General features: G+C 45.7%; 20 protein-coding genes. 7 read left to right on the top strand and 13 right to left on the bottom strand.

Annotated features, from left to right (window positions below; genetic code table 11):
* Position 1 precedes the first annotated feature (1 nt).
* Both H6F98_RS00210 and H6F98_RS00205 read right to left on the bottom strand, forming a co-directional pair.
* Positions 2-4417, bottom strand: a complete 4416-nt coding sequence (locus H6F98_RS00210; RefSeq protein WP_192216661.1) for a plasmid replication protein, CyRepA1 family — start codon at positions 4415-4417, stop codon at positions 2-4.
* 5 nt (positions 4418-4422) lie between these two features.
* Positions 4423-4614, bottom strand: coding sequence for a hypothetical protein (locus H6F98_RS00205; RefSeq protein ID WP_192216660.1), 192 nt, complete (start codon positions 4612-4614; stop codon positions 4423-4425).
* 692 nt (positions 4615-5306) lie between these two features.
* On the opposite strand from H6F98_RS00205, the gene H6F98_RS00200 reads away from it, so the two are divergent.
* The 3 genes from H6F98_RS00200 (at position 5307) to H6F98_RS00190 (ending at position 6419) form a co-directional block, all read left to right on the top strand.
* The gene (locus H6F98_RS00200; protein ID WP_192216659.1) at positions 5307-5690 is read left to right on the top strand and encodes a helix-turn-helix domain-containing protein; all 384 of its coding nucleotides are present in this window, start codon (positions 5307-5309) and stop codon (positions 5688-5690) included.
* Between the two features lie 82 nt (positions 5691-5772).
* Positions 5773-6006, top strand: a complete 234-nt coding sequence (locus H6F98_RS00195; RefSeq protein WP_192216658.1) for a hypothetical protein — start codon at positions 5773-5775, stop codon at positions 6004-6006.
* A 59-nt stretch (positions 6007-6065) separates the two neighbouring features.
* A complete protein-coding gene (locus tag H6F98_RS00190) occupies positions 6066-6419 on the top strand; it encodes a hypothetical protein (RefSeq protein ID WP_192216657.1) in 354 nt (117 codons plus the stop codon).
* Positions 6420-6530: 111 nt separating this feature from the next.
* On the opposite strand, the gene H6F98_RS00185 is transcribed toward H6F98_RS00190, so the two are convergent.
* On the bottom strand, positions 6531-6833 hold the full coding sequence (locus H6F98_RS00185; protein WP_192216656.1) for a hypothetical protein: 303 nt from the start codon (positions 6831-6833) through the stop codon (positions 6531-6533).
* 294 nt (positions 6834-7127) lie between these two features.
* On the opposite strand from H6F98_RS00185, the gene H6F98_RS00180 reads away from it, so the two are divergent.
* Positions 7128-7991, top strand: a complete 864-nt coding sequence (locus tag H6F98_RS00180; RefSeq protein ID WP_192216655.1) for a tyrosine-type recombinase/integrase — start codon at positions 7128-7130, stop codon at positions 7989-7991.
* 111 nt (positions 7992-8102) lie between these two features.
* Here the strand turns inward: H6F98_RS00180 and H6F98_RS00175 are convergent, their stop codons facing one another.
* From H6F98_RS00175 to H6F98_RS00140, 8 genes are all read right to left on the bottom strand, one after another.
* Entirely contained in the window at positions 8103-9971 is a 1869-nt protein-coding gene (locus tag H6F98_RS00175; protein ID WP_192216654.1) for an aspartate kinase, read from the bottom strand.
* Positions 9972-10024: 53 nt separating this feature from the next.
* Positions 10025-10891 carry an LD-carboxypeptidase gene (locus tag H6F98_RS00170; RefSeq protein WP_192216653.1) on the bottom strand — a complete coding sequence of 289 codons (867 nt, stop codon included), beginning with the start codon at positions 10889-10891 and terminating at the stop codon, positions 10025-10027.
* A 65-nt stretch (positions 10892-10956) separates the two neighbouring features.
* Complete coding sequence (locus tag H6F98_RS00165) at positions 10957-12243, bottom strand: succinylglutamate desuccinylase/aspartoacylase family protein (RefSeq protein ID WP_192216652.1); 1287 nt, start codon at positions 12241-12243, stop codon at positions 10957-10959.
* A gap of 17 nt (positions 12244-12260) precedes the next feature.
* On the bottom strand, positions 12261-12581 hold the full coding sequence (locus H6F98_RS34560; protein WP_192216669.1) for a GNAT family N-acetyltransferase: 321 nt from the start codon (positions 12579-12581) through the stop codon (positions 12261-12263).
* A gap of 23 nt (positions 12582-12604) precedes the next feature.
* On the bottom strand, positions 12605-13444 hold the full coding sequence (locus H6F98_RS00155; protein ID WP_192216651.1) for a class I SAM-dependent methyltransferase: 840 nt from the start codon (positions 13442-13444) through the stop codon (positions 12605-12607).
* A 93-nt stretch (positions 13445-13537) separates the two neighbouring features.
* Entirely contained in the window at positions 13538-14800 is a 1263-nt protein-coding gene (locus H6F98_RS00150; RefSeq protein WP_192216650.1) for a homoserine dehydrogenase, read from the bottom strand.
* Positions 14801-14840: 40 nt separating this feature from the next.
* A complete protein-coding gene (lysS, locus tag H6F98_RS00145) occupies positions 14841-16433 on the bottom strand; it encodes a lysine--tRNA ligase (RefSeq protein ID WP_192216649.1) in 1593 nt (530 codons plus the stop codon).
* A gap of 190 nt (positions 16434-16623) precedes the next feature.
* Positions 16624-17151: a GNAT family N-acetyltransferase gene (locus H6F98_RS00140; RefSeq protein ID WP_192216648.1), complete on the bottom strand. Its 528-nt coding sequence runs from the start codon at positions 17149-17151 to the stop codon at positions 16624-16626.
* A 458-nt stretch (positions 17152-17609) separates the two neighbouring features.
* Here H6F98_RS00140 and H6F98_RS00135 point away from each other — a divergent pair, with 458 nt between their 5' ends.
* On the top strand, positions 17610-19121 hold the full coding sequence (locus H6F98_RS00135) for a tetratricopeptide repeat protein (RefSeq protein ID WP_192216647.1): 1512 nt from the start codon (positions 17610-17612) through the stop codon (positions 19119-19121).
* 108 nt (positions 19122-19229) lie between these two features.
* Here the strand turns inward: H6F98_RS00135 and H6F98_RS00130 are convergent, their stop codons facing one another.
* Positions 19230-19739: a glycine-rich domain-containing protein-like gene (locus H6F98_RS00130; RefSeq protein WP_192216646.1), complete on the bottom strand. Its 510-nt coding sequence runs from the start codon at positions 19737-19739 to the stop codon at positions 19230-19232.
* 197 nt (positions 19740-19936) lie between these two features.
* Here H6F98_RS00130 and H6F98_RS00125 point away from each other — a divergent pair, with 197 nt between their 5' ends.
* Entirely contained in the window at positions 19937-20785 is an 849-nt protein-coding gene (locus H6F98_RS00125; RefSeq protein ID WP_192216645.1) for a DUF1822 family protein, read from the top strand.
* Between the two features lie 33 nt (positions 20786-20818).
* Positions 20819-22903 (top strand): CHAT domain-containing protein, encoded by a 2085-nt coding sequence (locus H6F98_RS00120; protein ID WP_192216644.1) that lies wholly within the window; start codon positions 20819-20821, stop codon positions 22901-22903.
* A gap of 39 nt (positions 22904-22942) precedes the next feature.
* Here H6F98_RS00120 and H6F98_RS00115 read toward each other — a convergent pair whose 3' ends face one another.
* Entirely contained in the window at positions 22943-24808 is a 1866-nt protein-coding gene (locus H6F98_RS00115) for a serine/threonine-protein kinase (RefSeq protein WP_242058245.1), read from the bottom strand.
* Between the last annotated feature and the right edge of the window lie 8 nt (positions 24809-24816).

The following is a 24816-nucleotide window of genomic DNA, read 5'->3' as shown; positions in this document are numbered from 1 at the left end:
CTCAGGGTGCTACTCCCGATAAAATTAGGTAGGATTCAGGCGACAGTTTTGCGATCGCAGCTTTCAACTTCCTGGACGAGTAGTTCCAAATCTGCCGTCGATACTCGTGAAACCATTCAGCATTAATTAGCATCTTCACCACTTTAGCAAGAGTTTCTTGACCTAACTCAACGCTAGTGGTTAAGATATCAGCGACATCTGGCAGCACAGACTCATCAAAAACTGGCTCCGGTGGTAGCCAGGAGCGCTCTATGCCCCAGTTCTTAAAGCGCTGCTGCACTGTTACCAGTTGCTCTGGCTCAAGGGAATCTACCAGAGCCTGGAGGTCAGCTGATTTTCGTTTTCGCTCAAACTGCTCAAGTTCATTGAGCGATCGCACTCCTAAAAGCCAGTTGCGCCAAGTCATAAGGGTTGAGCCTGGAATTCTTGGAGTGTAGGCATTAGGGTCACGACGCACGGGCAAACCATCGGGGGAAACAATCCACTCGGCAGGAACCCAGTAGGCTTCACCGTCTTTTGACTTGATTTTGAGATAATCGTGATACTCGTCGAAGTCATCCCGCCCGGTCGCAAGCTGCTCAACAGTCAGCCCTGCAATCGGCAGCCGTGATACTGGTTTGGCTCCAAATTCCGTCCTAGCCCTCTGGCTGATTTCGACGGTTTGACCGGAGGTAACTGGCTCAGGTTGGGTAACACCCCCCCCTAAAAAGTCATAAATACTAATATCATGCGGGGGGTGTGACGAAGCTTCTGATGAGGCTGTCTTAATTAGACACTCCGCCAGGAAAACGAGAGGCGGAATATCCTGCCGCCGATTATCTTCAATTTCGGCTTCGATTTTTGCCTGCATCTCGTCAGAGTGCAGATGCTGAAATCTTTTTGCCGACTGTTCAAGTTCCTTCTCGCGCTCATTCATCCATTGTTGACGCTGCTGTTGGCGGTGTACTAACACTCTTGAAGCCAACTCCCAAGATTCAGCGGTGATTTGATAGAAGCGTCCAACTCTTGTCTGACGAGTCTGCCTGCGCTTGATGCCCACCGTTGCACATAAGTCAGCATGAATTTGAGAATCTGTGGATTCTCGTGCCTTGAAACGCTTCTCAATTGCGCTCGCCTCACAAATTAACTGGGTTACTGGGGACAGCCTAGAGCAATACTCGTTAGCCTGCTCCTGATTCTCAAACTGTTTGCCTGTGAAACTGGCAGTTGTGCCATCTGACAGGGCAGATAACAGCCACTTGGCTTGCAGGGTATTGCCAGGAGTCAGAATGGCTCTGAGCGCTTTATGGGCAAGTATCCTGCTTTCTTTGAGGTAACGTGGGGCAACAGAGATGGTAATTCCCAGTAGGCTCTTAATCTCCACTGCTTTTAGTCGCGCCCGTTCTCCGAGTGCTACTAGGTTTGATGAGTGATACTCGCACTCTGGGTCAATAAACTCCAGTAAGCCAAGGTCTGATAGTAAGTCACGCTGTAATTTGTAGTGTTTCAGGTCGGTGATGACATGATGTTTGCGGCGATCGCTTAAATCCATGCGACGAGCCATCGACTCCGGGTTAAGCAGCAGATCCAGTCGAGTCAGCTTGTGCCGCAGCTGCCCAAAGTCGTCTAGTTGGATTAAGTCTTCAGTGACCGCCATCCCGTAAAATTCATGCAGGTCAAACTTCTGTAACTGGCAGCGCTCGTAAAAGTCAGGATTGGGTTTATTACTCAGGCCCTGGTACTGTTTGGAGGTCAGCAGAGGGGATTTGCAGATAGTTGCTATTTCAGCCGCCTCGACAATCCACTTGCGTTGTTTGAGTTCTTCATTTACCCCCTCTAAGCCTGTCAGCAGCTCTTCATCGGGATGCGGAACAATTTGATATCCCATCTTCTCTAAATGCGCTTTAAACACCGCTTGGATGTTCATCAGCGACCAATTGCGACGGGCTTCTAAGGAACTGACTAGCTGCAAGAATTCTGGGTTATCGATGCCCACCATTCCCGTGTTAGGGTCAATTTTCAGGGATAACCCAGAAGCCCAATTCTTGTGGAGCAAGTTGCTGGCAATCTTGTAACAGTTAGTCTCAAGTCCGGTTCTGCCCTCAGCAATCCAGAAATTAATCGGTACAACAGGGCGGTAACGGTGCGCCAATTGACCCAGCTCGGTGTGACTTAGGTTGAAGCTGGTGAATAAGCAAATTACCTCGTCAAACGCCTCATAATCGATGCTAATGCCTGATTGCATTGTTGAGTTGTAAGCTAGGTAATCCAGGCGAATGGACTGAAGTGAAGCGTTGATGTTCTTGATAAAATTCCGAACATCTGGGTTGCCACTATTGTCTCCGTGAATGACTTGACCTTTTTTGTGAGGGAAGCGAGTTGCCAGCTTGTCTCCTAAATCAGAAGCTAAGTTTTCAATTCCCTCGATGGTGTTCACTCCAGAAAGCAGCGCTCCTGATTTTTTCACGGTAGTCTTGGAATCGCAGACAAACAGAACCCGCTTGCCTTCCTCCAGCAGTTGACAACCGTACTCAAACGCTGCTGCTTGAGATAAAAACTGGTAGGCTGTTCGCCCCTGGTTGGGTTGGAAGGTATTTTTGAGGATGAATGGGGAAGTTCCTCTTAGGGAACAATGCCAGTCAATCACTGGACCTGATAGGTCGGCATCTGCCAGGATGTATTGTTCGGCAGTAGCAGCAAAGTAGGTGAAGACTGCTAGAATTCGTTCTCGGTTGCGCTTGCAGGTAAACCCGTTCGTCAGGTGAGCCGTGACTTGATCGGCTTCGTCAATTACTACCCGTTTGAAGCGTTTGTTGAAGGTAGGCACCCGCCAAAGGGAATCAGCGGTAATCGCCAGTCGGTCAACTGCACCCAGGTTGATACCATCTTCGTTGTAGCATCGGCAATTATAACGTGCTGCTAATGCTTCAGTTAGGGCGATGGTGTTGCAGATAATTAGCAGTGAGTCTGTATCAGCAAACTCAGCTAGGGCGTGAGTCTTCCCAGTGTTCATGGCACTTACCACACACAGGAAAGAAGCATCAATGTCAGCCAGGTTCAAATAACGCTGATGTACCGTTAGAGAGGGTTGGTATCCTAGTTCCCATAAACTTTGAGGTGATGGGGCTTGACTTTCGCGCTGACCCCAAACAAAAGCATCTGGATGGGGGTTAAGTTCGCGTTCAAGCCGACGCAGCCACTGCTGCTTGCGGCGTTCCTTGTCGAAGGCAGCAGCAATATCCTCGATTCGTTCTTGCTTGTCTTCCCAGGCTGTATAGGCTGCATAGGCAGCGGTGTCGGGTTCAATATCTGGTTCTGGGTCAGGCAAGACCCGGTATTGTTCGGGTAAGTAACCCGTGTATTGAGCGCCCAGGGCAAAGAATTCTTGAGGTGAGATGTACGCGATCGCGCTAGTGTCTTCTAGCTCATCAACGTCACATTCATTTTTCGTAACTTGCTCCCACCATCCAAACCGGAGGTGTGAGTAGCCCCAGGTAGAGAGTAGCTCGACAAGAGCGACCCATCGGCGTAAGACTTGACGATTGCAGACATCACCTGCATCTGGGTACAGATCGATGGGTTCTCCAGCTTTAGCCTCCGCTGCTTCTAGGTATTGACGTAACTGTTCCGGACTAGACTGGTGCAGACCACCAGACGCACCAATGCAGATTTGTCCTAACTTCTGGGCTGCGATGAACGACTTGAGGAACCCTTCAGCCAGTGCTGGATTGCAACGCTTTACTTCCCCAAGAGGGCGGCAGAAACTGAGCGGCAGCTCCCCATTGGGTAGGTGGGATGACTTCTCGCCGTTGCCCAACCATCGGTAGCGTCCATCGTCGCTTGGATTGTCTCGTCGTAGCTGGGCACCAATCAACCGCTCTTCTGGGTCGAAGGCTGGGCAAATAATACCCGCATCCTTGAGCCAAAGCTTCTGCCCAGAGAAGTCCACGCCGGGAAAGTTGAGTGGGATACCATAGGGAATTTTTTGGTAGGGTACTACAGAGAAGAAATACCCAGCGTTAATCTGGCTGTCTGAAAGACCGCGTTCGCGTAAGTTCTTCCGGTGTCGGTTTGATAGCTGGATATAGTTATGCAGCTTGCGGAGTGTCTTATCCCGCTCCTCAACTGAAAGCGCTAATGATAGCCGCTGTTGTTTTAGGCGATCGCGTTCCTGCCGTTCCTGAGTAAGGCGCTCCCATTTGCTCTGTATGAGTGCTTCAGACCAATCGGTGGCTTGAATGTACTTACCCCACAATTGGTCTTTGGTCAATCCCAGGTATTTGAATTGGGAGTCGCGTACATCATCGGGGAAGCCCATACACAGATGCAGGGTTGTCGGTTTATCCCCAAACTTGATTTCACTCGTCCGGCATTTACTTGAAGTGTTACCGCAGATGAGGCAGGGATTGTTTTTGCGAGTGGGAGTAAACTTAGCCATTAGCTTCACCCCTCAACTCCAGTTCCATTTGCCGCGCTATCCAAACCAGAGGCTGATCGGATGCTTATTTCCTGGTAGAGAGATTTTTTGAGTCGTAGCTGGTAATTTCTCAGTTGTGGAGGCTGGGGCGCTGGTGCTGGAAATTGCACTACAGCAAGAGTTTGTGGGATAATCGCGCTAGAAATATTTCGTTTCATGAGATGCTGTCGGATATGTGGGTATCCGGCAGCTCTCTGCATTTATCCCTACTTGCGTCGTAGATTCTAACTGTTAATCTTGAAATTACACAAATAAACGTTTTTGGTGCTCGGTTGGTTGTCGAGCGGGTTGGTTAGAGGTGGTACTCTGACCATTTAAGAGTGCGACAAGACTTCTCAGTTAGAGAATTTACGGCGCTTTCAAGAATTCGTGCAGACAGCTAACCGACTTTTTTTGGTTGACTTTGGCAGCTTTGAGGCGACCTGCCTTGCTCTTCTCGCAAGCTATCGCGTTTCTCTTGCCGCCGCTGACAGTTCTTGAGTGGGCGTTCGCCCAAGGGCGATTGCTGGGGCTCGAGTTTGAAGCCAAACTCGATTTCAAGATGATGAATCGAAATTTGATCTAAGCAAAGTGTTCATGGGTAGCCTCGAACTCTGAAATCAATTCCACTTGGTTGTCTACCGCACCCATTTTTTTAGATGTGGTTCCAACCCTTTGGGGTCTACTGAACTGTATACTTGTGGTGAACTTGAGCAGACCCTGCCAGTTGAGCAAGGCGAGGAGCTACTCATGATTCGTTAAAATTTTAGATGATTATTCACTCAAATTTGAATATTTGCCTATTCAATACTTTACTGCATCTACTACGCAGAGAAATGTTGAGCAAGCCTGCATCGCCTAAGATATTCTTATGGACTTAAAAACTGAACGATTAGCTAAATTAGTAGTTGAGCTACGAGGCTCTAAGAGTCAACGCCAGTTTGCTAGAGAACTGGGCGTTAGCCAGTCGTCGGTCAGATTTTGGGAGTCTTATCTAGCTTGGCCTGAGACAGAAAATCTGGAGAAACTAGCAGCCTTAAAAGGGTGGACTCTTTCCCACCTCCAAGCCTACCTGGTAAAAGGGGAGCTACCTGAGGAAGAACCGCTACAACAGGTCTTGAAGACAGTACGATCACTTCCCTTAGAGGCAGTGGCTCAAGTGGCAACGGTGGCGGTGGAAACATTAGCAACCAGAAGTCTTGCCGCCCAAACCTCAAAGTCGATTTACAAGGTAGCAGGCAATAAGGTTGGGTGACCTGAACTGGTCACTAGGAACCTTCGGATGAGAGCAGAGGCTCTCTAATTCACCATCTACCCAGTTTTGGCAACACAATTACTTGGCAGTACCATTATGTCAGGTTGCTGATCCAATTGGCGATCAGTTATTAGCTGAGATGACTAAGCGCATAGTTAACCGTGCCTCGGAAGGATACGGCGAAAACCTGCGGCAGCTCACGAAAACCAGATTCGGGTCGAGTTACCAGAGGCAATTCCTCTGGAAGAGAAACACCAGCATTATTTACCAGAGGAGTTACAGAAGAGTTCAGGCGATCGCTTGGCAGTCAGATTGATTGCTCTACATCGCACGGGGAAGCACAGCATCAGAGTCATCTACGAGTAAACCTCATGTTTGATTTCTTCAAAAGATGCTGGTTTAAGTAAACTGACGTGGCGCTCTTTCCTTGGTAGTACCACCACAACCGACAATGGTCATAAAAACACGCGCTTACACTACGCTTTACACCACATGACCAAAGACCCGGATGATCGAGATACACCGCCAAAGGAGAGGCGACAGCGCATCAAACAGACTACCAAGAGTATCAATGTCAGGCTGACCCACAAGGAATGGTCTTTTCTAAACGCTGCCTCCAATGCTCTCAACAAAACCATATCGGTTCTCTTACGCGACGGAGCTAAGGAGAAGATAGAGCGAGAGAGTGACCTGCGCTTTGACGAGTTTGAGGAAGATGACCCGCCATAGATGCAAGCCCCAGTGACTGACTCACAAGGCATCAACCATTGCTACCTGACAACAGAGGCGAGCGCCACGTATCGTTGAACTCTCGAATTTAAGCACTGATGGGGGTCAGCTCTAACCTTGTGGGGGTTCTCTGTCTTCGCTCTCATCTCCCCACGGGTTGTACAGCTCCCCACGGTCATAGAGGCAAATAAACAGAGACCCATTGCTGGGCACTCGATGCCACCCAGCCCAGCACTCCATCGGAGCCTTTGCCTCCGCATTGTCTGTGTATACATACAGCGCCCGGTAATCATCGTCTCTTGCCCCTATGGCTTTCAATACAGATTTAATCGCCTGAGTATCCGTGACCAGTTGCCACCTCTCTCCTCGAAAGGTCATTGGGCATAACTTCCGCTGTTGTCCTATCTGAAACATCTAGGTTACTCCTCTCACTCTTTCAATAATGGTGCCACTTAAATTGTGCCATTAAATGGAAAACAGTGCTAATCTACTGGGGTAAAGCAAAAGCGTAGTGTTTAACAGTTCATCACCGCCCACCATCGGCACTAGACTCGATGGTGGGGTTTACTCTGGTTGTGTCTATTTAAAGAAGCTGTGAGCGTAACAATCAGGTCTAATAGCGCAACATAACTTTTATCTTATGTTGTAAAAAAGCGGGGTGATGGAACTCTCCTGGTAAAATCGGGAAACCCACGCACTTGGTACTGGATGGGAGCAGTTTCCTCTAATGAAGCAAATGCGCTATTAGCTACTGACGCTGTTGCTCAGTTGGTAGAGATGTGGCTGTTTGGGCGCCCGCCTAGAACACAAGATGTTTACCGCCGTTATACTCATCGCTTTTTGAGTTACGTCAATAAGCAACTTCATTTGGTGGAGCTAGCAGACATCCAGGGGTGGCAGAAAACCCTTGAAGGCATGGCTCCCAATAGCCAGCGGATTGCGATCGCAGCGGTCAAATCTTTCCTCAAGTTTGCCTTAAGTACTGGAGTATTAGAGGTCAATCTCGGCGTGTTGATGCGAACGCCTAAGGGGAAGGATGCCCTGACTGAGCGGCTGTTGACGGAGCCGGAAGTGGCGGCGATGATTGCAGAGGAGAAAAATTTGCGAAATTATTTGATTCTGCGCCTTCTCTACCTAGCTGGCTTGCGCGTTAGCGAACTTTGTCAGCTCTGTTGGAAGGATACAGTGCCCAGAGGCCAGACGGGACAGATTACCGTTCTTGGTAAAGGGGGAAAGGTTCGCACCATTTTGTTACCAGCGACGCTTTGGACACAACTGCAACAGCTAAGGGTTGATGCCGGTGTCAGTGACCCGGTGTTTCGCTCGAAAAATGGTAAACCCCTCGACCGCATCCGGATTTATCGGATTGTCAAGGCGGCTGCTAAAAGGGCTGGGATTAACGAAAATGTTAGTCCGCATTGGTTGAGACACGCTCACGCTTCTCATAGTCTCGATCACGGCGCTCCGCTGCATCTGACTCAGCGCACTTTGGGGCACTCCAGAATTGGGACGACCGAACGCTACCTCCACGTTAGACCTAATGACAGTTCTGCTATGTATCTGCCTGAGTGATCAACCTATTACTAAATATTGACCGCGCTCCCTCCCAAATCCTTATTTGGAAGGTCAAAGGGGTGTTCCTGCCTAATCTTTTCGCGCCACTTTTCTACATATAGAGAGGAGTTAACTTGTGAAACGGTCTCTAATATTTTGTAAACCTGAAAGCCCGAAGGCAGCATGAATAGCTTGTAGCGCCAAGGTTCCCTGATGTTCAGCTACAACACAGCTAATACTGATCTCTGAAGTTGCAATCATTTGAATATTGATCTGACGTTTAGCAAGTGCTTCAAACATACAGGCAGCTACGCCAGGTCTCCCAATCATCCCGATGCCTACAGCACTGACTTTGGCGATTGCTGGTTCAACGACGATCTCACCACAAACCAAGTCTGATACTGCCTTCTCCAGGGTAAGTCGAGCCATTCCTACATCCATCTGCGGTAAAGTGAATGCAATATCTCGCGTAGGAACACCATCAATCACGCGGCAGCGCCCTGACTGAACAATCATGTCTACACTGATATTCTGTTGAGCTAATGGTTCAAATAACTTAGCTGCCACCCCGACTTGGTTAGGTACATCACAAATTGCTAAGCGTGCTTGGTTGCAATCGAGTGCCACTCCACGAACTGGTAGCGTGTCAAGAAATAGCTGATTGGAGGTATTTGTTACTGACAGAAGTTGTGAGCTGTTGACTTGGAAGGTTTGGCATAGGGCAGCAATAGCGCGATCACAGTCGGCGGCATTGATAATGCAACTAACCCTGACATCTGAAGTGGAAATCATCTGAATGTTGATGTTAGCCTCAGCGAGAGTAGCAAACATCTGTGCTGCTATACCAGGACGCCTAGCCATCATACCAACACCGATGATGCTAATTTTCACAATCTGTCGGTCAACCATCAACTCAACTTTTTGAGGTTCAGAACTTGAGAGTTGAAAGTTAGAGTCATCCTTGCTGATGACAGACCATTGTGTATGGAGGTTTGGGATAATCATATCAGCCACTACTTCCGCTCGCTCAATGGCACTTTTGCTAACACTAAAGGCAATGTCGTTGGTATTGCCTGTGTGAATCGATTGAATGATTAAATCAACGTCTAGTTCTTGACGCGCAACTTCGCTAAACAAATATGCTGCTACACCAGGATAGTCCGGCACATGCAATAACGATACTTTCGCTTGAGTCGTGTCAACCTCTACTGCTTCCACGGGTCTGGCAATCTCCAGACCTTGCAGACAAGGGGACTTAGGAATTGAAGAAATCACTCTCGTACTAGGAGCATCCGTTAGACTAGAGCGCACTACCAGCAGCACTCCGTATTTTCGAGCCATCTCCACAGCGCGAGGATGCAGGACTTTTCCCCCCAGGCTAGCTAACTCTAGCATTTCATCACAGGTAATTTCATCTAATAGCTGGGCATCTGGCACAATTCGCGGGTCTGCTGTAAAAAGGTCGAACGTACCCGTGTAAATTTCGCAACGACTAGCTTGCAATACAGCAGCTAAGGCTACGGCCGAGGTGTCAAGTCCCCCTCTTCCCAGAGTAGTGATTTCAAGTTCTTCTGTACTGCCAATACCTTGAAAACCTGTGACAACAACTACTTGACCGTCGTTCAGATGACGTTTAATTCGCTCTGTTTGGATGTGCAAAAGGCGAGCACAGGTATGTTCGGCTTCTGTCACCATCCCAATCTGAGCGCCAGTAAGAGAAATTGCTGACTGTCCTAGTTCCTGCAAGGCAATAGTAAGCAAGGCGATCGAAACTTGCTCTCCAGCAGCCAGCAGCATATCTCTTTCCCGTGATTTTGGATTTGCAGAAATTTCATCTGCAAACTCGATCCAAGGGTTGGTAATTGTAACCATTGCAGGAACAACAACCACCACAGAGTTTCCCGCTTGGGTGGTTTGACAAATGTGCTGGGCTACTGTCTGAATGGTTTCTATAGATGCCACATAGGTGCTGTCGTATTTCTGAATAATTAATGTCATAAGCTCTGGTAACTTAATTGCATAAATAGAGCTAGATACCCAAAAAATGAATGTTAAATTTCCAAAGCATACCGGACACCGAAAGGAATGCTAATGGGATTTGAAATATGACCAAAGTCTGCCTCGATTAACACAGGAAAATCGTATTCACCAATTACAATTTCTAAAATCTCTCTAAAAGATGACTTAGTTTGAAAGACAGTACCTTCTTGAACTTGACCAAAAACTAAACCGCTGATTCTATCAAACACTCCTACTTGCTTGAGATGAGTTAGATACATTTGCCAGTAATAGCCGTTGGTTTCGAGGTCATCCTCTAAAAATAAAACAGCTCCATCTGGAATTGTGGGAGCAAAGGATGTACCCAGTAACCAGCACATCACCGCTAAGTTGCCCCCTACCAAAGGTCCAGACATACGTCCCGAACGATAAATTTGAAAGCCTTGAATTGGCTTTCTAGTGAAGCCACAAAACTGTTGTGGATTTGCTAAAACTTCCTGAAACTGCCAAAATCCTGAAAGGAGCTTGTTCTCAGCAAAGCTGCGAAAATTCAGACCGTAAATAGTGGGAATGTTAGCTTTTTGCCAAAGATTCCATACTAAAGTAGTGATGTCGCTCATGCCAATAAAAAGCTTGGGATATTTGGCGATTAAACTGTAGTTTAAATGTGGCAATATCTCATTGGAACACCATCCTCCTACAGATGCCATAACAACATCATATTGAGAATTAGTAAAGCCCTCGTGTAAATCCGATACTCGCATTGTAATGGGGCTGGAAGTATTGCCCCAATTATCCAGCGCGTGGAGAGATAAGGTCACTTCATAACCCAATTTATTGAGAGTTTCGATGCAAGCCGTGGGGTTAGATAGATTAGGATCAATAGGCTTGGACGGAGAACAAACGTAAATGTGAGGCATAGTTAATATGGCTGTTATGAACAGTGATTACGACTGTAGACTTCCTGCTAAAGCGGAGTCCAAGTTTAAAAATCTTCCATAACCTGAAACAAGGTCATTCCTTGAAAAACCATAGCTGAATCGATGTGATTCAGGACAAAAGCTTTCTCGCGTGCGTATAGGCTAACACTTAAGTTTTCATACATTTTTTCTGGAATTTCACATTGCTTCGCATATTTTTTTAGTTGATTCAGCGACACAATTTTTCCTAGTTCATCACCGGCTTCAAGAACTGCTCCAGGTTTCACAGATGGATAAAAAAAACCACTACAAGGAGCAGAATATTTAGTATCTGCTAAATTGACACCTTCTCTCGATATATAAACTTCACTAGATAACTTCTGTGGATTGCCCGGAATAAATCCTCGATAGCACAAATAATTCATAATTTTATCGGCATAGAGTTTGGCATCCTGACGATTGATATTATTGCCTGAGCCTAACTCGACTGTCCAAAGTTCCACTGGGGGATTAAAATCAGGGTAGAATTTATGCAAATCATTGTTATCTATAAATAGCCGCCAAAGTGCCGCCCAACCTTGCCCGTTACACTCATCGAATGCTTTGCTCTCAGACTCCATCATCTTGAGTCCGCAATCAACTCCCAGGTAGGGTAAAGATTTTCGCTGCCACTCAAAAAAGTATGTGTAGAAGGCTCCCACACCTGAATTGGTGTGCAAGTCCATGATGGTATCAGCACCAAAGGAAAGCTTTTCTAACTCAAAACCTAGTAATTCAGAACTGGAGAGATAGTAGGGAATTTTTTCATTATGCAAGCCTGATAAAGCATTCCATAGTATGTCATTGAGTTCCTTCTGAATCTGTGAAATATCACTGGTTGTATGATGAAGAGCAAAGGATTTGAGACTAATCACTATTTTCTCAGCATCCGATGACTTAGTAATTTTGCTCCAGCGAGCACGCAATTCAGAATCGCTTGTGATAATCTTCACTTCATAGTCACAAGAGTCATCATGTCCAACCTTTTTGACCAAGCGATGGAAAATTCGATTCCAATCTTCAAAGTCAGTTAGATTAACCCTTCCCACTTGAGCGTTAAATACCTTGGTTCCAATACCTACAGGATTGCAAGCTGGAACTAATCGGATGAACCCATTGATAGAAGATTCTAGAGAAATCAGCCGTTCAGCCAGTTCTAAAATGACTACAGAACCCATCAGTTCAGCACCATGAAGTGACCCCTGTATATAGGCTGCGTGTGCTGAGTTTGGGTTGCCAAACTCAATAACTGTGACTCCAAGCTGTTCTCCTGAGCCATGAGCGATAATTGGGTGAAATCTAATTTGCGGCATAGAGTTTTCAAGTATTACTAAACAAATGATGGTTCAGCTATTTGCTTGTAAAGGAAATGAAAGTCTATCCCTAAACAGTATTGTGGAATCAATCCAACTACACTAAACCCATTCTTACGATAAAAAGTGATATTATCGTCTTCGCAGATCAATGTTACACAGTGGCTTGAATGACTTGCTGCATACTGTTCCCAAGCTGCTAAAAGCTGTTTTCCAGCCCCTTGACCTCTATATGAAGGTCTAACGCCTAACCATTCACAATTTGACACGCCCAGATTGGGTGTCGAGAAGCTGATAAACCCTATGGCTTCAGAGCCTTGAAACGCCAGAATTCCAATAAAAGCTGAACTGAGTAGTTTACCTAGCCATACTGGGTCTTTTCCTTTTCAAGTCGAACTAGAAATTCCCAAACACAGATATCTGGCTCATCGTATCCGTATATATCCTTGGTGTTGAAGTATTTAGAATCACAGAAGTAAACCTCAAAGTTTAGGCGTTTGAATCCAGTCTCCTTAAAGATTCGATTCAACCGTAGAGGAGTATAGAAAATCTGATGCCGATTCTGTTTTTCTTCATAGAAAGCACTGTATGATAGATTGATATTTCCATCTATCAACCAATGAGCTTTATCTTTAATAAGATAAGCAATTTCTAGTCCACAAAAAACTGTTGGGAACAATCCATAAAGCTTCCCACCTGGCTTTAAAGCTTTATAAAACTCGCCGAGCATCTTGCGGTTGTCCTTATCTTTACTCGACAGAACTGAATTAACGACTAATACGTAATCAAATTGATTACGCCAGTCGGGTTTTAGTTCAGTCAGTTGAGTAGAATCAAGCTTTTCAAAACTTACAGGATTACTAGATAAATTAGATTGCACTGCATATTGCAACCAACTTGCCTCAGCCCGCTCGATTGCTTTTGATGAAAAGTCTGTGCAGCACACTTGTCCGATATTGGGGCAAGCCTCCAGTAATTTTTTCTGAAGCTCAATTAGAGAGCCGCAACCTGGAATTAGGATTCGCGTCTTTGAAGAGTCTGGAATACCTGCTATGAGTGTCTCGCACAGTGATGGATCACAAGTCAAGCTAAAAACATTAGCCTTATAGTCTTCGTGTTCTTCCCACAGTTCAGGTTCAGGAGCAAGGCGACCAGATGGAATTAGCCATTTGTAGTGATTCGCTTGATTTTGTGTTTTCATTTTTCCCTTTCTTAAATACAAAGGTGCGATTAGACATTAGCAGCTATATTCTGCTAAACACACTGTCATTGCCAGAGCAAATCAAACACTAGATTATGCTTCTAGAATCGGCAGAATATTAGCAACTTCTTTGAAGTACGGTAAACCAACTATACTTCTGATAGCATTGTCCAAAGTACTTCTAAAAACTGACTGGGTAACAATCACAATTTCCAACAGTCCTTCTTGTGTAAGATTCTGTTGAACAGACAGAGGAACAACATTAAACATTCCTAAAGACCAGGTAATACCACCTGCGGCTGTTGGGCTGTTGTCTGTCAATAACCGAAGGTAAAAATGGCTATGCGCTTCTTGAGAACAAGTAGCCGATTGAAATGAAGTTGTAGGGAGAACTGGAAAGGCGGAACTATTGCCAACAATATTGAGAATGTCTGAAACAACTGCACTAGCTGTTGCACCTGCACCAGCCCCTTTACCATATAACATCAAGCTACCTACTGGTTCACCCTCCAGGAAAATAGCGTTAAAGGCATCATTGACAGAAGCAAGAGGGTGAGAATTAGCAACTAAATGAGGCTGCACATGAAGGCATAGACTATTTTTCTCTTCTATTCGAGCCGTTGCTAAGAGTTTAATTGTATAGTTTAACCTCTTAGCATATTCAATATCCCGCTGCTTTATTGAGCGGATGCCTTGCGTAAAAATCTGAGGGCAATCTATCTTTAAATTCCAACCAATAAGAGTTAGAATCGCTAATTTTTCAGCCGCATCTATACCGTCGATATCAGCACTGGGATTAGCCTCCGCAAATCCTTTTTCGATGGCTTCTTTTAGTGCTGGCTCGAAATCAACACCTTCACGAGACATCTGAGCCAATATGTAGTTAGTTGTGCCATTCACGATGCCAGTAATTGCCCTTAGTCTGTTGGCTCCCAGGGATTGCTTCAAGCACTGAATAATTGGAATTCCACCTGCTACTGCTGCTTCAAAAGCAATACAAACTCCCTTGTCTTTAGCTAAGGCAAAAATTTCGGAACCGTGGGCAGCGATTAAGGACTTGTTAGCGGTAACAATGTGCTTACCCCGCTCAATTGCTTTTAGAACAAGTGTCCGAGCGGGTTCTATGCCACCCATTACTTCAACAACAAGGGCAATTTTTGGATCGTCAATAACTTCCTCCGGTTGCGTTGTAAATATCCCTTGTGGAAGACAAACATTTCGTGATTTAGCTAGATCCCGCACAGCTACTCGACTTAATTTAATTTCAGGTAACAATGGGCTTCTGCCAGATGGAGATTCCAGAATCTGAGCAACTCCTCCCCCTACCGTTCCCAATCCCAACATTCCAATTTTCATAAATACCCCCTGTACAGCCTTAAAGTTTTTACCTGGGACTTTAATCTTTCACGGGTCGCATCGTTGGAAACATCACAACATCTCTGATACTTTGAGTGTCTGTAAGAAGCATGACAAGCCGATCAATACCAATCCCCAATCCTCCACAATTTGGCATTCCCAATGACAACGCTTGAATGTAGTCCTCGTCTAATGGATGAGCTTCCTCGTCTCCCGCTTCTAACTGGGTTAGTTGTTGCTCGAACCGTTTCCTCTGATCTTCTGGGTCATTCAATTCTGAAAAGGCGTTAGCAAATTCTGTACCATTAATGAAGAGTTCAAACCGTTCTGCAAAACCTGGCTTGCTGCGGTGCTGCTTGGCTAGGGGACTCACTTCTATTGGAAAGTCAATTATGAAAGTGGGTTGAATCAAGGTTGATTCTACGCACTTATCAAACATGGCGTAGAGCAAGTAACCCAAACTCTGTTTGTCCAAATCCGAAAGAGTTAGTTTCTTCTGTCCCTCGGAAATTTCAGCATTGACAGTTTCCAAGTAGTTTTCGGCTGCATCAATAGCTTCCGAGATGTTTAAGAAGCATTCAAAGTTTAGCCCTGTTACATCTCTAACAGCCTCTACCATCGTTTTTACTTGCCAGTGCTTGCCAACGAGGTCAGGATATTTATCGCTATGATCGAACTGACGCTCCAGACTAATTGTCTTGCCCTGGTAATTGATTTCTTTGACATCACTGTGAGCGGCAACGGCGGCGTAGCAGATAATATTTTCTGCTAGCTCTATCATGTTGAACTGATCTGCAAAGGCTTGGTAGACTTCTAAGGAAGTGAATTCAGGATTGTGGGTACTATCAATCCCCTCGTTGCGGAAGACCCGTCCTAGTTCAAATACTCGCTCGAAGCCTCCACAAATTGCCCGCTTTAGATATAACTCTGGAGCAATTCTTAGGTACAAATCCATGTCCAGAGCGTTATGGTGAGTAATGAAGGGTTTAGCTGCTGCCCCCCCGTAAATGGCTTGCAGCATTGGGGTTTCAATTTCATAGAACCCAGCTTCATGAAGGTAGAAGCGAATGCTTTGAATAATGCGGCTGCGAACTATGAAACGTTTCAGAGACTTTTGATTGCCAGCCAGATCCATTTCGCGGTGTCGGCGGCACTGTTCGGGGTCACTGACTCCATAGTAGGAGTCTGGGAAAGGAATAGTGGCTTTTGATAGAACCACTAACTCTCTCACCTGGATAGATAGCTCACCCCGCAAAGTTCGGCATCCAATCCCTTCGACACCAACCCAATCTCCTGTGTCTAGTAGTTCGATCTGCTCAAAGGTTAGTCCCTTACCAGCCTGCAAGAACTGTGGTTCAATCTTGAGCTGAATACTGCCAGTGATATCTCGCGAGTCGATAAAGATAATATTGCCGCTGTCACGCTTGGAAGTGATACGTCCGCAAAGTTTGAGAGACATTCCGCTCTTGTCTGCTTCCCCTTTGCCTAATTCTTTCCCAGGCTGACTAAACAACTCTTTAACTTGCTTTGCCGTATGAGTCCGTTTGTAGTGGAAAGCGGGATAAGGCTCAATGCCCTGTTCGCGTAAACGTTCTACTTTCTGGCGACGGACTTCTGCTTCACTAAGAATCATGATTAATATCCTCTAGATGTCTAAATACGTAAGCGAATTTGAATGCCCAAACTTCGAGCTTTATTTTCGTGAGTCTGGTAACCTTACCTTTGACATGAAAATCGAGACACGAATCTTGTTGATGAATGCAGCATTTACCAGTCAGTAAGACTGGCAAGAACTGCAAAAACTACTCCAGCCAGTCAATGTTCTATGCTGCACTGGTGTCCTGTTTAAACAGTCCAGCTGCTTGTTGGTTAATTGCTTCAAGCTCTTTGTGAGTGAGGCGGCATAATAGCCATTCTTCTAACTCATTTGCACCAAAACCTTTGTAAAATTCCCTAGCTGGCGTGTTCGAGTGCAATACTAGCCACTCCATTCGCCCACACTTCTGTTCCAGTGCTATCTTGACGCAGTGTGTAAACAGCGCCTTTCCTACTCCACGTAAGCGATACTCCGGCAATATGAAGATATCTTCCAAATGTAAAGAGGGTAAGGCTAGAAAAGTTGAATAGGTGTAGAACGTGATAGCGTAGCCAACTGGCTTTCCATCAACTTCAGCTAACCAGATGTCAAAAGATGAAGATGGATTGTTGACCTCATGTTTCAGCCGTAAACGTGCCTCAGCATCCGGTCTTGGCAGTCCTTGATTGTCTGCTAAGGCGCTGATCAAGTTGCAAAGGGTTTCTTCATCAGATGTTATACCTTTGCGGATTGTTATGTCTGGAGTGTCTTTCATGCCTTATCTCTATATAGATGAATTAACGGTTTAGCTTTAAAACTGTTTTTCTTAAACATGCTGTGAGCAATTATGAACCAAACCTATTTTTTCGTTTTTTCATCTAGTGGTATTGATGTGAATTGAATTTACATCAATAAAAAAATGCAACTCAAGCTACTAAATAAACAATATCAACTGTAAATTTTACTTAATTAACTAACATTCAATCCAACCTGTTTTTTAAGGATAAACTTATTCCTTTATTTCGTAAATACGGGTTGAACAGCTAAACTGTTTACCTGTTTTTGACCGATTAATTGAGCAGTGCAACTTAAAAATTAACTCGTTGCTCAACAGAAGATTTGAAACTCTCAGCAAGCGTGAAGACTGAGCGAGTTGAACTGCTCAACTTTTTTTAGCTATAGTGAAATATTAAGGAAGCTGAAGAAAATTTGAGCAGTTAACAGCAGTTCCCAATGGCAAAGAGGCCTAAAATCAATCAGCAGGCAGGAAAGGCGCTTAGAAACTTGATTCTAGAAATGGACTTTAAGAATGGCGCTGACCTAGCAAGAGCCGCTGCTCTGAACAAGAGTACTCTCAGCAGGCTCCTCGCTGGTTACACGGGTAAGCCTGACGTACCAAACACTCTAAAAATAGTGAAGGCTTTCAGCGAGAGAAGTCGTAAGTCGCAGAATCAGGTAATGGAGCGGGTGATTGAGATATATAACCGCTCAAATTACCCGTTTAGCCCTGAAGAAGTAAATTTATTGAGGACAAGCGTCACAAACTCTAGTTTTAAGGAGTCTGGGGATACGACATTTAACATGTACCGAAACGAGGTGGAGGATGTTAATAGCTCAGCACTAAAGCAACGGAACGGAAAACCAATACCTACTGACCTGCGGAATGGGAATAATTCACTTCTTTCTGCTCCTGGAACCGAGGCGACATCGACACAGGGCTTCCTGGAAACAGCTTTGCTTATCTCACCTCCACTACTGCAAACCCTTGAACACACTCCTGCTAAGTTAAATACTCAACCCAATTTTGAACTGAAGTCATGGGAGCGTTTGATCAGGTGGTGTCTGAGATTTTCGGAGCAACATGGACGCAAGGATTGGAGAGAATGGGATGAATACGGACTTTTAGAGAAAGAATGGGTACAAATACAAGCAGTATTTGAATGGTGTGTATCCCACGAACGATACGACGATTTTAGGGAGTTATGGCACCATCTCAAAGGATTTACCCATTTTTTTGGATATTGGAATGAGCGCTTACGCTGGATGGACTGGTTGATCGAGACAGCTGAGCGGCGTCAAGACTGGTCAACAGTGGCAGAAGCAAGATTTGACAAAGGTCGAACCCTCACCCTGATAGGTCAACCGGAGCAATTAGAAGAAGCCGCTAAACTTTTTGAAACAGCAGGAAAGTACCGCAATCCTCAAGATTTTACTCTCCAGATTGATTTGGCGATTCATACAGCCATCGTTCGTATCGAGCAGCGTCAATTTCTGGAAGCGCAAAACTGTCTTAACCAAGCGCAAGAGCTGCTGAATCAATCTCCCTTACAGGGACATAGACGCGACTGTTTACAGCTCCAGATCCTGTACTATCATGCCGCAATCTACAGAACCACTGAACATTACGAGCAAGCTGAAACCCTTTATCAACAAGCACTAGAACAAGCTGAGGCTATCGGTTGGCAGCGAGCTGTTAGATACATACAGATCCGGGTAGCCTCTGTTGCCATTGAGCAGGGGAGCTTAGAGGAAGCTGAAAACTTATTAACATCAGGTCTGTCTATTGCTGAGAAATACAAAGATCAACGTTGCATTGCCTTCTGTCAGCGCTCTTTTGCACTCTTGGAGAAAGAACGCGGGAAACGAACCGAATCTCGTCAATGGGCAGCTAAAGCAAAGATTAGCTTTGATCGTCTGAAGATGAGGCAAGAAGCAGAAGCCATGCGTGCCTTACTCCAGGATTGATGCACAGACTGCATGGTTGTGGCAGTGTTCAGTGTAACTAGAGAAAATGAAAGGTGCCCGATTCGGACACCCTTCTATAGATTAGGTAACCTAGTTAACACTCACGGCTTAAAAAACGCTTTTCAAATTGAGAGAGACGCTAGGGCGAGTCTGTTGCGAATCATTATCGAGCAAGACGCATCCACTAAGCTGTTTGTCGAGTAAGATGCATCCACTAGGCTGTTGCCACCATCCCTCGGTTATTGGTATATCCTGATACTGCTCGGAGAGTAGCTGGGTCTCGGCAAAGGAAATGCTCAGTTGTTCCCGATCTGCTTTCCCGCGTAGCCCATAATAGGGAAAATGATGAATAAAGCGACCAAACAGCAAATGGCAGTCCTGTGCATACTTCTGTGTGTCTAGAATGTGACAATGCCACACTTTGTCAATTTCTCGTGTTGGAACCAGCTTGGCTGTGGGGTGAAGAGATTTCAGGCGCAAAAATCTTATGTAATCAGCGATCGCTCGGACAGTCTGCTCATAAGTCCACCCATGCCCCTCATCGGAATACATGAGCTTGTAAGCGATTGGTCCAAGAGCGAGTCCGTTTGCCTTTTGTGTGAAGGTTAGCTCTTCCACAACTTCAACTCCTATATAATCTAAATCTTTGGCGTTACAGGAGAAGCTTGCGGGCCCGGTTTGCTTTCCACATCTACCATCCTTGATTTGACAGGGTTGCACCAGACTCATCTTTTGCTCACAAAGAGGGTGATCCTTTGATCAGGAAAAGGGTGATCTAGGATTGATCATCGATAATTACTCGACTCAGGTGTGAAATGCTGACTCTTATAGCTTCTCAGCAGGGACTTGAAAGAATTAGACAAGCCAGAAATGAAAAGGGATGGATTATAGAGGACGACAGATGGCTGAGGGAAGCGAGTAAGGTTCTAGAGCCAGATACCAACTGGGAAGCTGAGGACTATGTAGCTGGACGCATCTTTGCCCCAGGCATTTCATTACCGACTTGGAAACGCTTTTTGGAAGGAAAAAGGCGCATTAATGCTAAAGCTTTCAAGGCTTTTTGCCAGGTTTTAGAAGTGAATTGGGAAGATGTTCGCAGTCCAACCCCATCAACAGATCCACTAGGGTATTTCCCCCCAATCGTGGAACCATCTCATGTTAGAAGTTTTATTGTGTTGACTGGCACGATTCAGGAAGTGAACAGACCGCGAGTTGAGGTCATAGTTACGCATTTAAAACAACTTATGGAAGACGATGCATTTGTGACAATAGAGCCTTGGAATTGGCAGCCTGTGGAACAGGTGCTACCTCGTCGTACTGGTCGTTCCCGCTCAATTGACGCTGAAGCACCAGAAGGCAGCGTGAGACGGGCTAAGGAAGTTGACTTAGGGGCGGAGCAAGTGGTGGTATTGGTTGTCCAGATAACGCCTGAATCTGAAGAAGTGGGGGTATGCGTATGGGTTTATCCTGCGGGTGATGCCCTTCATCTGCCAGTAGGTTTGCAATTGTTCGTACTAGATGAATTTGGAATTCTTATCCCAGAGTTGCAAGATCAGGCTAGAAGTGTTGCTGATTCGATGCAACTGGAGTTTGGGGTAAAACCTGGAGAGCCGTTCAGTGTCGGAGTCGCTCTAGGGGATGTTAGCATCACAGAAGATTTTTGATTTGAGTGTATTAACACTTGTTGATAGCAAGCAATGGGGAAGTTAGTCGTCCTTAATCTGCTAGAGGGCAACTTTAAAGGAGGATTTCCCGCCATTCTGGAGATTGGAGAAGATGGCGCTCGACCTGCGATCGCTCTTCGAGGTCTGTTACCTTCAGCACCCCACATTCCTGAATCATTTCGCAAGTGGCAAGCCGCCTTTCGTGACAAAGTAAATCCATCCCCTAATGAGCAATCTGCAAATCGTTCTCGCATCACGCCCAGAAGGGTGACGCAATTTTCCTGCGATGAATCAGCCAAGGAGTTAGCAGCACAGCTCAATGCTTGGCTCAACTTCGGGAATGGCGAGTGGCGACAAATTCGGGATGGTCTACGAGAGAACTTGAGTAGAGATGACGAGATTCGGGTCATCATCCAAACTAAAGACATTCAGCTACGGCGGCTACCCTGGCAGGTGTGGGATTTATTTGCCGATCGCTACACCAATGCGGAAATTGCTTTAAGTGAGCCAGACTATGAATCTCCAAGTGGGATGCCTCCTATTCAGAGGCAGTCAAACGTCAGAATCCTCGCTCTCTTGGGCAGAAGAGACAACATTAATATCCAGTTTGACCAACAGGTGCTGAATGATTTACGCGATCGCGGGGCAGAAATTGAAATCCTTGACCAACCTGAACGATACAAATTAATAGAAAAGCTTTGGGACTCTCAAGGCTGGCATATCTTCTTCTTTGCCGGTCACAGTTCTAGCCAAGAAGATGGTCAAATCGGTTGGATTGATATCAATCAGAACGACAGCTTAGAAATTGACGAGTTCAAGAAGTCCCTAAGGAATGCCATTAAACGCGGGTTGCAATTAGCTATCTTCAACTCTTGTGATGGGTTGGGGTTAGCAAACCAGTTATCTAAGTTGCACCTGCCGCAGAGTATTGTCATGCGAGAGCCAGTACCAGACCAAGTGGCACAAGAATTTTTACAGCATTTCCTCGCTGCCTTTGCCAATAAAAAATCTTTTTATGTCTCGGTACGCGAAGCACGGGAAAGGTTGGAAGGCTGGGAAAAGCAATATGCGAGTGTCAGCTGGTTGCCAGTGATTTGCCAGAATCCAGCAGTAGAACCGCTAACTTGGGAAGGGTTTCTCCCTAAGCCTGAGGTCGGAGTACCGCCTTCATGGGTACTTAAATATACTCTCACTGGACATTCAGACACCGTTGTGTCAGTGGTAATTAGCCCAGATGGGACAACTCTTGCTAGTGGCAGTCTTGACCATACCATCAAGCTATGGAACCTAGCGACTGGAGAATTGCTCTCCACTCTCACTGGACATTCAAGCGTAGTTCTTTCCCTCGCCTTCAGCCCGGATGGGAAAATCCTCGCTAGTGGTAGTAACATGGAATTTCAGGATGGTAACATCAAGCTGTGGGATGTAGACACAGCCAGACTACAACAAACGCTCGGAGGTTCATTACTTGCTCTGCGCGTTAGCTGCATCGCCTTCAGCCCCGATGGGCAAACCCTAGCCAGTGGACATATTGACACCACAATTAGACTTTGGCATCTGGGCAGTGGGAAAGTACGACGCACCTTGAGGGGCCATGGGTGGGATGTTAGGTCTGTCGCCTTCAGTCCTGACGGACAGTTCCTCGTCAGTGGTGGCATAGATGGTGCAATCAAGATTTGGAATTGGCGAACTGGGGAATTACTGCACACCCTCAATCGACCTTCACCTTCAGACTTAATCGGTTCCTTGGTATCCTGGTTTGACTCCTCTATTGGGTCGCTTTGGTCTGTCGCTATTAGCCCCGATGGACAAACGCTCGCCAGCGGCGGTTCTGACCAACCAATCATGCTGTGGAATTCAAGTACTGGAAAACTTCTGCGTACTCTCACGGAACACTCAGGTACAGTTTTGTCTGTTGCTTTTAGCCCAGATGGGCAAACCCTTGTGAGCGGTGGTGATGACAACACGATTAGGATTTGGAATTTTCAGACGGGAGAGTTGCTTCATACTCTTAGGCATTTAGGTCCGGTTAAGTCTGTTGCTTTCAGCCCTGATGGACAGACTCTAGTCAGTGGCAGTGCAGATATGACAGTAAAGATTTGGCGTCTGTCTTCCTAAATGTACCCGACCAGAATTGAGGATTTATGGATTTTGGTGTTAGTTTGTTTGTGCTTCTGTAGCAGCAACTTCAAGGGTATAGGTCGTATTATGGTTGCGATCGCTCGGATAGACTCGGAAGATGTAAGTTCCTGCCCCCAAAGGTCTGCTAATCGAAGCTGAGGATGAACTACCCGTGTCATACAGAACCTCACCTCGATCCACCTGACCGTTGCTGTTGCGGTCTAGAATTAACTCCAGGTAAGTGTACTCGCTCAGACTGTTAAGTGAGAGTTGAACGTTGCCGGTAGTGTTTAGCTGGAAGCGGTAGTAATCTTCAAGGTCAACACTCCCCACAAAGTCATTGTAGGTGCGAGTATCCCGAAGGATGCCCAGGTCAAGCGCTTGGCTAAGGGTATTGCCAGGGTCAGTTGGGTTTGTTGATATTTGTGTTGCTGAGGCTTCCAGAGTATAGGTTGTGTTATGGTTGCGATCGCTCGGATAGACTCGGAAGATGTAAGTTCCTGCTCCCAAGGGTCTGCTAATCGAAGCTGAGGATGAACTGCCTGTGTCATACAAAACCTCACCTCGATCCACTTGACCATTGCCATTGCGGTCTAGAATCAACTCCAGGTAAGTGTACTCGCTTAAACTGTTAAGTGACAGTTGGACATTGCTGGTAGTGTTTAATTGGAAGCGGTAGTAATCAGCCATATCAACACTGCCTACGAAATCATTGTAGGTGCGAGTATCTTGAAGGATGCCCAAGTTAAGCGCTTGGCTAATCGTGTTGCCGGGATCTTGAGTAGGAGTGGGAGTTGAATTTAGAGTCGGCGTGTTGATGGTTTCATTCTCCGATTGAGAGGAATCAGTAGGTAATGGGCTACTATCTGGGCTTCTACTTTCAATTGGGGTAGCAGTCGGTTGGTTAGGACTGCCTTCGCCCTCGATAGGGCTAGAACTAGAGGTGATATTAGAAGTTACATTATTATTAATCTGAGAGACAAAATACAGATAGATTTCAGACCCCTTAGTTAATCCCAATACAGAGATTGCACTGCCTGCAAGCAATGACAGACCTATCCGAACAGTTGAAAGTATCCGAGATTTCGGCGAACGGACAATAGAAATTGGTTTGAGTGCTGCTAAGGCAGAAGCTGCGTTGCGAAAGCGGTTTTTTAGGTTGGGTTCAACCATCTTTTCTAACCAGCTAGTGAAGCGCGGACTGATGTGTTCAGGAACCTGAGACTTGAAACGAACACGATAATGTTCGCGCTTATCAATTAATTCCTGAATCGTGGTCGTTGTTTTCCCCGTCAGCAAGCAGATTAGCGTTGCTCCTAGACTATAAACATCTGATGCTGGAGTGAGTTTGTGTAGATGTTCAGGAGACATAAAACCAGGAGTGCCAGCTACCATGCTGCTTTCGCTAGCTGCTTCCCCACCAATCCGACTAAAACCAAAGTCAATTAGATAAACCTTAACCTGTTCATCAACCAAAATATTTTCAGGTTTAATATCCCGATGGAATACTGGAGGAATATACTTTTGTAAGTAAACTAAAATTTCTAGAGCAGAGATGGCAATTTGTTTTATTTGTTCGGGTGTAAAGGGACGTATTTCGGCTAAGGATCGTGCATTTACATATTGTTGAACTAAACAAAAACCATCTCGATTTTCAAAGGAATCTAGATAACGTGGGATGCCTGGATGATCTAGTTGTCGTAGCACATTGATCTCGCGTTCATAAGCTTTAAACCCTGACCAGCTAGAGCCAGATTGAGCAAAGCAAAACTGCTTAAGCACTACCTGATATCCTAGGCTGGTAGAAGTTGCTAAATAGGTAATGCGTCCTCCTTCGCGATTCCGTCCTAATTCTTGGCTTATCTGGTAGCCCTGATTGGAAAAATCTGGAAGTCTCATCATAACTAAGC

It is taken from the genome of Microcoleus sp. FACHB-SPT15, from assembly GCF_014849525.1.
GTDB classification, from domain to species: domain Bacteria; phylum Cyanobacteriota; class Cyanobacteriia; order Cyanobacteriales; family Coleofasciculaceae; genus Symplocastrum; species Symplocastrum torsivum.
The sequence above is the reverse complement of the archived record's forward strand: the minus strand, read 5'-3'. Positions and strand labels throughout refer to the sequence as shown.

What these genes read in the sequence shown, in the direction of transcription:
- H6F98_RS00155 (WP_192216651.1), bottom strand. Translation starts at nt 13,444, where the DNA reads ATGAAAACACAAAATCAAGCGAATCACTACAAATGGCTAATTCCATCT.
- H6F98_RS00165 (WP_192216652.1), bottom strand. Translation starts at nt 12,243, where the DNA reads ATGCCGCAAATTAGATTTCACCCAATTATCGCTCATGGCTCAGGAGAA.
- H6F98_RS00140 (WP_192216648.1), bottom strand. Translation starts at nt 17,151, where the DNA reads ATGAAAGACACTCCAGACATAACAATCCGCAAAGGTATAACATCTGAT.
- H6F98_RS00120 (WP_192216644.1), top strand. Translation starts at nt 20,819, where the DNA reads ATGGGGAAGTTAGTCGTCCTTAATCTGCTAGAGGGCAACTTTAAAGGA.
- H6F98_RS00150 (WP_192216650.1), bottom strand. Translation starts at nt 14,800, where the DNA reads ATGAAAATTGGAATGTTGGGATTGGGAACGGTAGGGGGAGGAGTTGCT.
- H6F98_RS00175 (WP_192216654.1), bottom strand. Translation starts at nt 9,971, where the DNA reads ATGACATTAATTATTCAGAAATACGACAGCACCTATGTGGCATCTATA.
- H6F98_RS00200 (WP_192216659.1), top strand. Translation starts at nt 5,307, where the DNA reads ATGGACTTAAAAACTGAACGATTAGCTAAATTAGTAGTTGAGCTACGA.
- H6F98_RS00210 (WP_192216661.1), bottom strand. Translation starts at nt 4,417, where the DNA reads ATGGCTAAGTTTACTCCCACTCGCAAAAACAATCCCTGCCTCATCTGC.
- H6F98_RS00115 (WP_242058245.1), bottom strand. Translation starts at nt 24,808, where the DNA reads ATGATGAGACTTCCAGATTTTTCCAATCAGGGCTACCAGATAAGCCAA.
- H6F98_RS00185 (WP_192216656.1), bottom strand. Translation starts at nt 6,833, where the DNA reads ATGTTTCAGATAGGACAACAGCGGAAGTTATGCCCAATGACCTTTCGA.
- H6F98_RS00125 (WP_192216645.1), top strand. Translation starts at nt 19,937, where the DNA reads ATGCTGACTCTTATAGCTTCTCAGCAGGGACTTGAAAGAATTAGACAA.
- H6F98_RS00135 (WP_192216647.1), top strand. Translation starts at nt 17,610, where the DNA reads ATGGCAAAGAGGCCTAAAATCAATCAGCAGGCAGGAAAGGCGCTTAGA.
- H6F98_RS00170 (WP_192216653.1), bottom strand. Translation starts at nt 10,891, where the DNA reads ATGCCTCACATTTACGTTTGTTCTCCGTCCAAGCCTATTGATCCTAAT.
- H6F98_RS00205 (WP_192216660.1), bottom strand. Translation starts at nt 4,614, where the DNA reads ATGAAACGAAATATTTCTAGCGCGATTATCCCACAAACTCTTGCTGTA.
- H6F98_RS00180 (WP_192216655.1), top strand. Translation starts at nt 7,128, where the DNA reads ATGGGAGCAGTTTCCTCTAATGAAGCAAATGCGCTATTAGCTACTGAC.
- lysS (WP_192216649.1), bottom strand. Translation starts at nt 16,433, where the DNA reads ATGATTCTTAGTGAAGCAGAAGTCCGTCGCCAGAAAGTAGAACGTTTA.